Genomic DNA, 13559 nt, shown 5'->3' on the forward strand with positions numbered 1-13559 from the left:
TACGGTATTCCGCCGCCGGATGGCAGGGCGACATGGATTTACCGCCGCAGCCGCTGATACCTTACGCCGACTGGTAACGAGCTAGAATCAGAAGATTACGACGCGGAAATTAAGTCGAGCAAGCCAGCGTTGAGAATGCTCCTAACGCTGGCTTACTGATTATCACTAACAGGAGGGGAGCCAAAATTGCAGGGCGAAATTCAACCTGCACGTGATGTTTTAGAACATCACTTTATGACCATACTGCTCAAGAATGCCTTTCACGCGCTCCATGGTCTCTTTCTTCGGTGGTTTCACGCCATCGAGTTTGTACTCTTCGCCCATCGCCACCCATTTGTGTTTGCCCAGCTCATGGTAGGGGAGGAGTTCGATTTTTTCGACGTTACCCATATCACGGGTAAATTCACCAAGACGGTGGGCGGAATCGTCGTCGTCAGACCAGCCAGGTACTACGACATAACGGATCCAGACTTTCACATTTTTGTTCGCCAGATATTTGGCAAACTCCAGCGTTCGGTGGTTGGAAACGCCTACCAGATTTTGGTGGATCTCGTCGTTCATTTGTTTGAGATCAAGCATTACCAGGTCGGTTACTTCCAGCAGTTCATCAATCACCGGATCGTAACGACGAACAAAACCGTTGGTGTCCAGACAGGTATGAATGCCTTCTTTTTTGCAGGCGCGGAACCAGTCACGAACAAACTCAGCTTGCAGAATTGCTTCGCCGCCAGATGCGGTAACGCCGCCACCTGAAGCGTTCATAAAGTGGCGATAGGTCACCACCTCTTTCATTAAATCTTCAACGGTAACTTCTTTACCGCCATGCGTGTCCCAGGTGTCGCGGTTATGACAATACAGGCAGCGCATCAGGCAGCCCTGGAAAAAGGTGATAAAGCGAATACCCGGGCCGTCTACGGTTCCACAGGATTCAAAGGAGTGAATGCGACCAATAACTGACATTGCGGTGTTTCTCCAGATGTGGCCCATCTGAGGCCGTGTTGGTGCGCAGCTCGAAGGCTACGTCGAGTCTGTTTTGGCAGTCACCTTAAAGTATAGATAGCTGACAAAAAAGGCTCTCTTGCTAAAAAAGGCCCCACTTTCGTGGAGCCTTTATTGTACGCTTTTTACAGTACGATTTCAGTCAAATCTAATTACATAGATTGAGTGAAGGTACGAGTAATAACGTCCTGCTGCTGTTCTTTAGTCAGCGAGTTGAAACGTACTGCGTAGCCAGATACACGGATGGTCAACTGCGGATATTTTTCCGGGTTTTCCATTGCGTCGAGCAGCATTTCACGGTTCATCACGTTTACGTTCAGGTGCTGACCACCTTCGATGGACGCTTCGTGGTGGAAGTAACCATCCATCAGACCAGCCAGGTTGGTCTTACGAACTTCGTCGTCTTTACCCAGTGCGTTCGGAACGATAGAGAAGGTGTAAGAGATACCATCTTTAGCGTAAGCGAACGGCAGTTTAGCAACGGAAGTCAGAGAAGCTACAGCACCTTTCTGGTCACGACCGTGCATCGGGTTAGCACCCGGTCCGAACGGTGCGCCAGCACGACGACCGTCTGGGGTGTTACCGGTTTTCTTACCATACACAACGTTAGAAGTGATGGTCAGAACAGACTGAGTCGGGATAGCGTCACGGTAGGTGTGCAGTTTCTGAATTTTCTTCATGAAACGTTCTACCAGATCAACAGCCAGGTCATCTACACGCGGATCGTTGTTACCAAACTGCGGGTATTCGCCTTCGATTTCGAAGTCGATAGCCAGACCGTCTTCGTCACGAATCGGTTTAACTTTCGCATATTTGATTGCAGACAGGGAGTCAGCAGCAACGGACAGACCAGCGATACCACACGCCATGGTGCGGATAACGTCACGGTCGTGCAGCGCCATCAGAGCGGCTTCGTAGCTGTACTTGTCGTGCATGTAGTGGATGATGTTCAGTGCAGTGATGTACTGTTTAGCCAGCCAGTCCATGAAGTGATCCATGCGCTCCATCACTTCATCGTAGTTCAGGACGTCGCCTTTGATCGGTTCAGATTTCGGACCAACCTGCATTTTCAGTTTTTCGTCAACGCCGCCGTTGATTGCGTACAGCATGGTTTTCGCCAGGTTTGCACGCGCACCGAAGAACTGCATTTGTTTACCAACGATCATCGGGCTTACGCAGCAAGCGATAGCATAGTCATCGTTGTTGAAGTCCGGACGCATCAGGTCATCGTTCTCATACTGCAGAGAAGAGGTGTCGATGGACACTTTAGCGGCGAATTTCTTGAAGTTCAGCGGCAGTTTTTCAGACCACAGAATGGTCATGTTCGGTTCCGGAGACGGACCCATGGTGTACAGGGTGTTCAGGAAACGGAAGCTGTTTTTGGTAACCAGCGTACGACCGTCGAGACCCATACCACCGATAGATTCGGTTGCCCAGATCGGGTCACCAGAGAACAGTTCATCGTACTCCGGAGTACGCAGGAAGCGAACCATACGCAGTTTCATGACCAGGTGGTCAACCATTTCCTGCGCTTCTTGTTCGGTGATTTTACCAGCTTTCAGGTCACGTTCGATGTACACGTCCAGGAAGGTGGAGGTACGACCGAAGGACATTGCAGCACCGTTCTGAGACTTAACAGCAGCCAGGTAGCCGAAGTAAGTCCACTGGATAGCTTCCTGAGCATTGGTAGCCGGACCAGAGATGTCGTAGCCGTATTTAGCAGCCATTTCTTTCATCTGACCCAGAGCGCGGTGCTGTTCAGCGATTTCTTCGCGCAGACGAATGGTCTGTTCCAGGTTTACGCCGTTTTCCAGATCAGCCTGCAGAGAGGTGAACTGTGCCAGTTTATCTTTCATCAGGTAGTCGATACCGTACAGCGCAACGCGACGGTAGTCACCGATGATACGACCACGGCCATAAGCATCTGGCAGACCGGTCAGAACACCGGATTTACGGCAACGCAGGATGTCCGGAGTGTAAACGTCGAACACGCCCTGGTTGTGAGTTTTACGGTATTCAGTGAAGATTTTTTTGATCATCGGATCCAGTTCGCGGTTGTACGCTTTGCAGGAACCTTCGATCATTTTGATACCACCGAACGGGATAAGAGCACGTTTCAGCGGAGCTTCAGTCTGCAGACCAACGATTTTCTCAAGCTGCTTGTTGATGTAGCCAGCGTCGTGAGAGGTGATGGTGGAAGCAACAGCGGTGTCAAAGTCAACTGGCGCGTGAGTGCGGTTTTCCAGTTTAACGCCTTCCATTACTTTGTCCCACAGGGTAGTGGTCGCTTCAGTAGCGCCAGCCAGGAAGGACTCGTCACCCTCGTACGGAGTGTAGTTTTTCTGAATGAAGTCACGGACGTTTACTTCATTCTGCCAGTCACCTTTGGTAAAACCTTCCCAGGCTGTGGCTAACTTTTCATTAAGCTCGGACATGTAACACCTACCTTCTTAAGTGGATTTTTTATTTACTGCGTACTTCGACAGCCATTAATGGTTGTCGTTTTCACGCAGGTAAATGACCCAGTATGTCAACCCAACCAACAAACCACCGCCGATAATATTGCCGATCGTAACCGGAATCAGGTTATCAGTGATGAAGTTCATCACGGTCAGGTGAGAAAAATTTTCCGGTGCTGAACCGACAGCGGTCCAGAATTCCGGTGTAGCGAAGTCGCGGATTACAATACCCATCGGGATCATAAACATGTTTGCGATACTGTGCTCAAAACCGCTGGCAACAAACATCGCGACCGGCAGCACCATGATAAACGCTTTGTCCATCAGGCTGCGGCCAGAATAGCTCATCCATACCGCCAGGCATACCATCAGGTTAGCCAGGATACCGAGGCAGACGGCCTCAATAAAAGTATGGTGCACTTTGTGGTCGGCGGTTTGTAGGACGTTCAGCCCCCATTGACCATTGGCGGTCATATACTCGCCGGAAAGCCACATTAAAAGTACAAATAACAACGCGCCGACCAGGTTGCCAAAATAGACATTCAGCCAGTTTTTCGCCAACTGGCCCCAGGTGATACGCCCACTCGCCTTGGCAACAACAATCAACACGGTAGAAGTAAAGAGATCGGCACCGCAGACAACACAAAGAATCAGCCCCAGAGAGAAGCAAATGCCGCCAACCAGTTTTGCCATGCCGAAGGGCATTGTGCCTGTGCCAGTGGTTGCTGTGATATAGAAGACGAATGCGATTGAGATGAAAACACCGGCGGTAATCGCCAGATAGAAAGTCTTAAGCGGATGTTTCGTTGCTTTATAGACACCTGCCTCTTCGGCCACTTTGGCCATTGCTGCAGGAAGTAAAAGATCAAAAGGGTTGTCAGCTTTCACACTAACTCTCTCTTTATTAAGTCGGCGACGAGATACTAACAAAGCATTATAGATGAGAAATTGATATAGATCATATCTCGCCTGGCTTATAGGCCCGTAAGTCGCATGGTTTTTATGCAAATACGGAGTAAGTATTTGATTATCCAAATAAAAATAAATTTTAAAAATTAACAAATGAGTTGAATTTTTTCCGCATCCTCCGCTAAAACAGTTAATTAAAAGGGGGGCATCAGGCAAATAAAGTAACAATATCGATCGTATTTATTAAATATAAATTACCGATATTTAACTTTATAATTACAATTATTTTATTAATGCAAATATATGTAAAGCGGGGCATTAAAAAAACGCCCCGTAATATAACTCAGACTAATCATTAAGCCTACATTGCGTAGGCTATTTGATTTTATTTTGTCCAGAATGCCGCTTTGGCGTGTTGCAGTTTTTCGTAAGCTTTCAGCAGTGACTGATGTGCGGCAAACGCATGTAGATCGTTGTCTACCGGTTGCAGGCCATAAAACGCGGCTTCGCCACTCATGGCTGCGCTGGCAGCTTCTACCGCATCAGCACCGTACATGCGAACAAACGCGTTCAGATATTGCAGTGGCTGACGATCTTCTTCCTGAGCAAGCAGCAGTAAGGTTTGCAGGCAGCGATAATAGTTCGCGCGCTCCGGGCTGAACACCGATGAGTTAAACTCCATCGTCCATTCGGTCCAGACCAGAGCCTGTTCCAGGTCGCCACCAGCCAGCGCCAGCATGGCTTTCAGTTCACCGATACGCAGGGTATACCAGCCGTTGTCCGACCCCGTTGCCAGACCCAGCAGCTCACGTACGCGGGTAAAATCGTCAAAACCTTCTTCATCCAGTTGCTCGATGAGGTTCAGGTAATCTTCTTTTTCCCATTCACTGCCTGGCAGCGACAGAATCGTTTCTCGTAAATGGCTGCCCATACTGTTATTCGCCATCCACAAATCTTCTGCCGGATAAATATCGGACATGCCCGGCACGATAATACGGCAAGCGTAGACACCCAGATGCTCATAATCAGCAATATAAACGTCTTTACCTTCCTTATTGAAGATAGCCATCAGCGTGGCGAACTCTTCTTCAGTGGTGCCGGAGAAATTCCAGTCGACAAACGGATAATCGGCATCCTGCTTGAACAGATCCCAGGAGATCAAACCGCTGGAATCAATAAAGTGCGTTTCGAGGTTGGTATGTTCAGCTACTTCTTCATCGTCGAAGGTTGGCGGAGTAAATACATCCAGGTCCTTCAAACTGCGGCCCTGCAGCAGTTCAGTCACGGTACGTTCCAGTGCAACGCCAAAATCAGGATGTGCGCCGAAAGAGGCAAAGCAAGTGCCGTTAGCCGGGTTGAACAGTACCACGCAGATCACCGGATACTGACCGCCAAGCGAACCATCATAAGCAAAGATTGGGAAACCTTCCGCTTCCAGCGTTTCGATGGCTTCAACCACCGCCGGATAACGTGCCAGCACATCAGCCGGGATCTCTGGCAGGCTGATGCTTTCAGCGATGATGCGGTTTTTCACATAGCGTTCAAAAACTTCGGATAATCCCTGGACGCGCGCTTCGTTGCGGGTATTACCAGCGGACATACCGTTGGAAACATACAGGTTACCGATAATATTCATCGGAATATAAACGGTTTGATTGTCGGACTGGCGAGTAAACGGCAGGCCGCAAATACCGCGATCTTCATTACCGGATTGCAGATCAATCAGCATACTGCCGGTCAGTTCATTCTCCGGGTCGTAAAATGCCCTCAGACGGTCATCAAGCAGGCCTTCCGGCACATCGTCGTTTTCGGTCAGTGGGAACCATTTTTCGTTGGGATAATGCACGAACGGGCCGTTGGCGATGGTTTCGCCCAGCCAGAAATCAGCAAAAAAGTAGTTAGTAGAGAGACGCTCGAAATATTCACCGAGGGCAGAAGCCAGCGCCGCCTTTTTGGTTGCGCCTTTACCGTTGGTAAAACATAGCGCGCACTCTTTATCGCGGATGTGTACAGACCAGACGTTAGGCACCGGATTCAGCCAGGAAGCTTCTTCAATTTGAAAACCGAGGTCGGAGAGTTTTTGCTGGAAGCGAGCGATGGAATCTTCCAGAGCGGCATCTTTGCCGGGGATAAATGTTTGTGTCATGAAAATCACTTTAGTCGTACGGAAAGCGCGCAATAATACGGGTTTTATCTCAAAGGCGCTATCACCGCCGCCATGCCGATGAACTGTTGACTATGCTTTTAGTGGATAAACCACGATAAGAGCATAAAAATGAAGGCGTTCGATCTCCACCGTATGGCATTCGATAAAGTGCCTTTTGATTTCCTTGGCGAAGTTGCCCTACGCAGTCTCTATACCTTTGTGTTGGTCTTTCTGTTCCTCAAAATGACCGGAAGACGCGGCGTGCGGCAAATGTCGCTGTTTGAAGTGTTAATCATTTTGACACTAGGGTCGGCGGCTGGGGATGTGGCATTTTATGACGATGTGCCGATGATCCCGGTACTTATTGTCTTTATTACTCTGGCGTTGTTATATCGCCTGGTGATGTGGTCGATGGCGCACAGTGAAAAACTGGAAGATCTGTTGGAGGGTAAGCCGGTTGTCATTATTGAAGATGGTGAGCTGGCCTGGTCGAAACTTAATAACTCCAACATGACGGAATTTGAGTTTTTTATGGAGCTACGGTTGCGTGGTGTGGAACAACTGGGACAGGTTCGTCTGGCTATTCTTGAAACCAACGGGCAAATCAGCGTCTATTTCTTTGAAGATGAAAAGGTGAAACCGGGATTACTTATTTTACCCAGTGATTGTACTCAGCGTTATAAAGTGGTGCCGGAGTCGGCGGACTACGCCTGTATCCGTTGCAGTGAAATCATTCATATGGAAGCAGGTGAAAAACAATTATGTCCCCGCTGTGCAAATCCAGAATGGACGAAGGCAAGTCGGGTAAAACGGGTGACCTGACAGCAAAAACAGCGGCTTTTTGACTAGAATCCGAGATATTCTGTTGTGTGACGCGGACCACATTTTTACCCGCAACAGTTTTACCCATTGCGACGCGCGTCACTGAATGATAAAACCGATAGTCACAGGAATAACGTATTACCCAGGGTCGCAATCGATTACCGTGGGTCAATAACAACGCAACGTGGTGAGGGGAAATGGCTCAAATCTTCAATTTTAGTTCTGGTCCGGCAATGCTACCGGCAGAGGTGCTTAAACAGGCTCAACAGGAACTGCGCGACTGGAACGGTCTTGGTACGTCGGTGATGGAAGTGAGCCACCGCGGCAAAGAATTCATTCAGGTTGCAGAGGAAGCCGAGAAGGATTTTCGCGATCTTCTTAACGTCCCCTCCAACTATAAAGTATTGTTCTGCCATGGTGGCGGTCGGGGTCAGTTTGCGGCTGTACCGCTGAATATTCTCGGTGATAAAACCACTGCAGATTATGTTGATGCCGGCTACTGGGCGGCAAGCGCCATCAAAGAAGCGAAAAAATACTGCACGCCAAATGTGTTTGACGCCAAAGTGACTGTTGATGGTTTGCGCGCGGTTAAGCCAATGCGTGAATGGCAACTCTCTGATAATGCTGCTTATATGCATTATTGCCCGAATGAAACTATCGATGGTATTGCCATCGATGAAACGCCAGACTTTGGTAAAGATGTGGTAGTCGCTGCCGATTTCTCTTCAACGATTCTTTCCCGCCCGATTGATGTCAGCCGCTACGGCGTGATTTACGCTGGCGCGCAGAAAAATATCGGCCCGGCTGGCCTGACGATCGTCATCGTTCGCGAAGACTTACTGGGTAAAGCGAATATCGCATGCCCGTCGATTCTGGATTACTCCATCCTTAACGATAACGATTCCATGTTTAATACGCCGCCGACCTTTGCCTGGTACTTATCTGGCCTGGTCTTCAAATGGCTGAAAGCGAACGGCGGTGTGGCTGCAATGGACAACATCAATCAGCAAAAAGCAGAACTGCTGTATGGCGTAATAGATAACAGCGATTTCTATCGTAATGATGTCGCAAAAGATAACCGTTCGCGGATGAATGTGCCGTTCCAGTTGGCGGACAGTGCGCTTGACAAGTTGTTCCTCGAAGAGTCTTTCGCTGCGGGCCTTCATGCGTTGAAAGGTCACCGTGTGGTCGGCGGAATGCGCGCGTCTATTTATAATGCCATGCCGCTGGAAGGTGTTAAAGCGCTGACAGACTTCATGGTTGAGTTCGAACGCCGTCACGGCTAATGCCGAAATTTTGCTTAATCCCCCACAGCCAGACTGTGGGGTTTTTATTTCTGTTGTAGAGAGTTGAGTTCATGGAATCCCTGACGTTACAACCCATCGCCCGTGTTGATGGCACCATTAATCTGCCCGGTTCCAAGAGCGTTTCTAACCGCGCTTTATTGCTGGCGGCATTAGCACACGGCAAAACCGTATTAACCAATCTGCTGGATAGCGACGATGTTCGCCATATGCTGAATGCACTGCAGGCGTTGGGGGTGAGCTATACGCTTTCTGCTGATCGTACGCGTTGCGAAATTATCGGTAACGGCGGTCCATTACACGCAGAAAGTGCGCTGGAGTTATTTCTCGGTAATGCGGGGACAGCGATGCGTCCTCTGGCGGCGGCACTTTGTCTGGGAAGCAATAATATTGTCCTGACCGGTGAACCGCGTATGAAAGAACGCCCGATCGGTCATCTGGTCGATGCGCTGCGCCAGGGCGGGGCAAAAATCGCTTACCTGGAACAAGAAAATTATCCACCGTTGCGTTTACAGGGTGGTTTTACTGGCGGCAATGTCGAAGTTGATGGCTCTGTTTCCAGTCAGTTCCTCACCGCACTATTAATGACCGCACCGCTTGCGCCGGAAGATACGGTTATTCGGATTAAAGGTGATCTGGTTTCTAAACCTTATATCGATATCACGCTCAACCTGATGAAGACGTTTGGTGTTGAGATTGAAAATAAGCAATATCAACAATTTGTAGTAAAAGGCGGTCAATCTTATCAGTCACCGGGCCACTATTTAGTGGAAGGGGATGCATCCTCGGCGTCTTACTTTCTCGCTGCAGCAGCGATTAAAGGCGGTACGGTAAAAGTGACTGGCATTGGACGCAACAGTATGCAGGGTGATATTCGCTTTGCTGACGTACTGGAAAAAATGGGGGCGACCATTAGCTGGGGCGATGATTATATTGCCTGCACGCGTGGTGAACTGAACGCTATCGACATGGATATGAACCATATTCCCGATGCGGCGATGACTATCGCTACGACGGCGCTATTTGCTAAAGGCACTACCACGCTGCGCAATATTTATAACTGGCGTGTTAAAGAGACGGATCGTCTGTTTGCGATGGCGACCGAATTACGTAAGGTCGGCGCAGAAGTGGAAGAGGGATATGATTTCATTCGCATTACGCCGCCAGAAAAACTGAAATTTGCCGGGATCGCCACTTATAACGATCACCGAATGGCAATGTGTTTCTCGCTGGTAGCATTGTCAGATACGCCGGTGACGATTCTTGATCCTAAATGTACGGCTAAAACATTCCCGGATTACTTCGAGCAACTGGAACGTATTAGCCAACCAGCCTGAACGAATATCAGGCAATAAATAGACAGATCTTTCTTTATCAAAACGTCGGTTTATTGTCGGCGTTTTTTTTCGGACATTGTGAGCCATTCGTATTAATGGTAGCGTTAGTTGTCAATGTAAGTTGTTGATACATAATATTTATGTATGATTAATCAACGGATGATTCACATGAAGAATACTAAATTACTGCTGGCGATTGCGGCCTCTGCAGCATTACTGACAGGGTGTCAGAATACGCACGGTATTAATACCGATCTGGCTATCAGCTCCGGTTTAAATGCCTATAAAGCTGTAACGTTAAGCGATGCCGATGCAAAAGCGATTGCCAATCAGGGTTGTGTCGAAATGGACAGCGGCAACAAAGTCGCTAGCAAATCCAGCAAGTACGGTAAACGTCTGGCAAAAATCGCCAAAGCATTGGGTAGCAATATTAACGGTACGCCGGTCAACTATAAGGTATATATGACCAGCGACGTTAACGCATGGGCGATGGCAAACGGCTGTGTTCGTGTCTACAGTGGCCTGATGGACATGATGAACGACAATGAAATTGAAGGCGTTCTGGGCCATGAATTGGGGCACGTTGCATTGGGTCACTCTCTGGCTGAAATGAAAGCCTCTTATGCGATTGTTGCCGCACGTGATGCGATTTCCGCAACCAGCGGTGTGGCTTCTCAGCTTTCCCGTTCACAATTAGGCGATATCGCAGAAGGCGCTATCAATGCTAAGTACTCCCGCGATAAAGAGTCCGAAGCAGATGATTTCTCCTTTGATCTGCTGAAGAAACGTGGCATCAACACCCAGGGACTGGTCGGTAGCTTTGAAAAACTGGCCAGCCTGGATGGCGGTCGTACCCAGTCTATGTTTGACTCTCATCCACCATCAACAGAGCGTGCACAACACATCCGTGACCGTATCGCCTCTGGTAAGTAAATCATTGTCATCTTTCGGGCTGGTCTTTCGCCAGCCCGCTATAATTGCGCAATAAATCCCCATCTGAATACAGACAAAACTGGTTTTTGCACACAACGTTAACGATTTGTGGCGCTGGCGCGTATAATGCGCGCGGTTATGTTAACGGTACGCCTGTTTTAAGGAGATAAAGATGACGGCAATTGCCCCGGTTATTACCATTGATGGCCCAAGCGGTGCAGGGAAAGGCACTTTGTGTAAGGCTATGGCGGAAGCGTTGCAATGGCATCTGCTGGACTCGGGTGCAATTTATCGCGTACTGGCACTGGCGGCATTACATCACCATGTTGATGTGGCGTCGGAAGATGCTCTGGTGCCACTGGCATCCCACCTGGATGTACGTTTTGTATCGACCAATGGCAATCTGGAAGTGATCCTCGAAGGGGAAGATGTCAGTGGTGAAATTCGCACCCAGGAAGTGGCGAATGCCGCTTCACAAGTCGCGGCATTTCCCCGTGTTCGCGAAGCATTATTGCGTCGCCAACGCGCATTTCGCGAATTACCTGGCCTGATTGCCGATGGCCGCGATATGGGAACGGTGGTATTCCCTGATGCACCAGTGAAAATTTTCCTTGACGCCTCCTCAGAAGAACGTGCACATCGCCGCATGCTACAGTTGCAGGAGAAGGGCTTTAGTGTTAACTTTGAGCGCCTTTTGGCCGAGATCAAAGAACGCGACGACCGCGATCGTAATCGCGCGGTAGCGCCGTTGGTTCCGGCAGCCGATGCTTTAGTGTTGGATTCCACCACCTTAAGCATTGAGCAAGTGATTGAAAAAGCGTTACACTACGCGCGCCAAAAATTGGCTCTCGCATAAGCGACCGAATTTGCAGTACCCCCGCTGCAATGGAATGACAGCGGGTATGTTAAACAACCCCATCCGGCACGGAGCCAGGTGGACGTTAAATATAAACCTGAAGATTAAACATGACTGAATCTTTTGCTCAACTCTTTGAAGAGTCCTTAAAAGAAATCGAAACCCGCCCGGGTTCTATCGTTCGTGGCGTTGTTGTTGCTATCGACAAAGATGTAGTACTGGTTGACGCTGGTCTGAAATCTGAGTCTGCCATCCCGGCTGAGCAGTTCAAAAACGCCCAGGGCGAGCTGGAAATCCAGGTAGGTGACGAAGTTGACGTTGCTCTGGACGCAGTAGAAGACGGCTTCGGTGAAACTCTGCTGTCCCGTGAGAAAGCTAAACGTCACGAAGCCTGGATCACGCTGGAAAAAGCTTACGAAGATGCTGAAACTGTTACCGGTGTTATCAACGGCAAAGTTAAGGGCGGCTTCACTGTTGAGCTGAACGGTATTCGTGCGTTCCTGCCAGGTTCTCTGGTAGATGTTCGTCCGGTGCGTGACACTCTGCACCTGGAAGGCAAAGAGCTTGAATTCAAAGTAATCAAGCTGGATCAGAAGCGCAACAACGTTGTTGTTTCTCGTCGTGCCGTTATCGAATCCGAAAACAGCGCAGAGCGCGATCAACTGCTGGAAAACCTGCAGGAAGGCATGGAAGTTAAAGGTATCGTTAAGAACCTCACTGACTACGGTGCATTCGTTGATCTGGGCGGCGTTGACGGCCTGCTGCACATCACTGACATGGCCTGGAAACGCGTTAAGCATCCGAGCGAAATCGTCAACGTGGGCGACGAAATCACTGTTAAAGTGCTGAAGTTCGACCGCGAACGTACCCGTGTATCCCTGGGCCTGAAACAACTGGGCGAAGATCCGTGGGTAGCTATCGCTAAACGTTATCCGGAAGGTACTAAACTGACTGGTCGCGTAACCAACCTGACCGACTACGGCTGCTTCGTTGAAATCGAAGAAGGCGTTGAAGGCCTGGTACACGTTTCCGAAATGGATTGGACCAACAAAAACATCCACCCGTCCAAAGTTGTTAACGTTGGCGATGTAGTGGAAGTTATGGTTCTGGATATCGACGAAGAACGTCGTCGTATCTCCCTGGGTCTGAAACAGTGCAAAGCTAACCCGTGGCAGCAGTTCGCGGAAACCCACAACAAGGGTGACCGTGTTGAAGGTAAAATCAAGTCTATCACTGACTTCGGTATCTTCATCGGCCTGGACGGCGGCATCGATGGCCTGGTTCACCTGTCTGACATCTCCTGGAACGTTGCAGGCGAAGAAGCAGTTCGTGAATACAAAAAAGGCGACGAAATCGCTGCAGTTGTTCTGCAGGTTGACGCAGAACGTGAACGTATCTCCCTGGGCGTTAAGCAGCTCGCAGAAGATCCGTTCAACAACTGGGTTGCTCTGAACAAGAAAGGCGCTATCGTAACCGGTAAAGTAACTGCAGTTGACGCTAAAGGCGCAACCGTAGAACTGGCTGACGGCGTTGAAGGTTACCTGCGTGCTTCTGAAGCATCCCGTGACCGCGTTGAAGATGCTACCCTGGTTCTGAGCGTTGGCGACGAAGTTGAAGCTAAATTCACTGGCGTTGATCGTAAAAACCGCGCAATCAGCCTGTCTGTTCGTGCGAAAGACGAAGCTGACGAGAAAGATGCAATCGCAACTGTTAACAAACAGGAAGATGCAAACTTCTCCAACAACGCAATGGCTGAAGCTTTCAAAGCAGCTAAAGGCGAGTAATTCTCTGACT

The 13559-nt window shown here is 49.3% G+C and carries 10 protein-coding genes and 1 pseudogene; 7 read left to right on the forward strand and 4 right to left on the reverse strand.

Annotated features, from left to right (window positions below; translation table 11 throughout):
• Positions 1-77: pseudogene (locus BEA93_RS26370) on the forward strand (hypothetical protein); the annotation flags it as partial.
• A gap of 142 nt (positions 78-219) precedes the next feature.
• On the opposite strand, the gene pflA reads toward BEA93_RS26370, so the two are convergent.
• The 4 genes from pflA to ycaO all read right to left on the reverse strand — a co-directional run bounded on the left by pflA (position 220) and on the right by ycaO (position 6513).
• Positions 220-960 carry a pyruvate formate lyase 1-activating protein gene (pflA, locus tag BEA93_RS16060; RefSeq protein WP_000111043.1) on the reverse strand — a complete coding sequence of 247 codons (741 nt, stop codon included), beginning with the start codon at positions 958-960 and terminating at the stop codon, positions 220-222.
• A 191-nt stretch (positions 961-1151) separates the two neighbouring features.
• Entirely contained in the window at positions 1152-3434 is a 2283-nt protein-coding gene (gene pflB / locus BEA93_RS16065) for a formate C-acetyltransferase (protein WP_001292821.1), read from the reverse strand.
• 54 nt (positions 3435-3488) lie between these two features.
• Positions 3489-4346: a formate transporter FocA gene (gene focA / locus BEA93_RS16070; protein ID WP_000642551.1), complete on the reverse strand. Its 858-nt coding sequence runs from the start codon at positions 4344-4346 to the stop codon at positions 3489-3491.
• 406 nt (positions 4347-4752) lie between these two features.
• Positions 4753-6513 carry a 30S ribosomal protein S12 methylthiotransferase accessory factor YcaO gene (gene ycaO / locus BEA93_RS16075; protein WP_001516111.1) on the reverse strand — a complete coding sequence of 587 codons (1761 nt, stop codon included), beginning with the start codon at positions 6511-6513 and terminating at the stop codon, positions 4753-4755.
• 129 nt (positions 6514-6642) lie between these two features.
• Between ycaO and BEA93_RS16080 the strand changes: the two genes are divergently transcribed.
• The 6 genes from BEA93_RS16080 (at position 6643) to rpsA (ending at position 13549) form a co-directional block, all read left to right on the forward strand.
• Positions 6643-7335 (forward strand): DUF421 domain-containing protein, encoded by a 693-nt coding sequence (locus BEA93_RS16080; protein ID WP_000642842.1) that lies wholly within the window; start codon positions 6643-6645, stop codon positions 7333-7335.
• A gap of 197 nt (positions 7336-7532) precedes the next feature.
• A complete protein-coding gene (gene serC, locus BEA93_RS16085; protein WP_000057146.1) occupies positions 7533-8621 on the forward strand; it encodes a 3-phosphoserine/phosphohydroxythreonine transaminase in 1089 nt (362 codons plus the stop codon).
• Between the two features lie 71 nt (positions 8622-8692).
• Positions 8693-9976 (forward strand): 3-phosphoshikimate 1-carboxyvinyltransferase, encoded by a 1284-nt coding sequence (aroA, locus tag BEA93_RS16090; RefSeq protein ID WP_000445220.1) that lies wholly within the window; start codon positions 8693-8695, stop codon positions 9974-9976.
• 168 nt (positions 9977-10144) lie between these two features.
• Positions 10145-10909 (forward strand): metallopeptidase YcaL, encoded by a 765-nt coding sequence (gene ycaL, locus BEA93_RS16095; RefSeq protein ID WP_016248550.1) that lies wholly within the window; start codon positions 10145-10147, stop codon positions 10907-10909.
• A gap of 172 nt (positions 10910-11081) precedes the next feature.
• Positions 11082-11765 (forward strand): (d)CMP kinase, encoded by a 684-nt coding sequence (cmk, locus tag BEA93_RS16100; RefSeq protein ID WP_000125014.1) that lies wholly within the window; start codon positions 11082-11084, stop codon positions 11763-11765.
• A gap of 110 nt (positions 11766-11875) precedes the next feature.
• Entirely contained in the window at positions 11876-13549 is a 1674-nt protein-coding gene (gene rpsA / locus BEA93_RS16105) for a 30S ribosomal protein S1 (protein ID WP_000140327.1), read from the forward strand.
• Positions 13550-13559: the final 10 nt, after the last annotated feature.

Origin of the sequence: Escherichia sp. MOD1-EC5950, from assembly GCF_002965345.1 — a bacterium.
GTDB classification, from domain to species: Bacteria; Pseudomonadota; Gammaproteobacteria; order Enterobacterales; family Enterobacteriaceae; genus Escherichia; species Escherichia marmotae.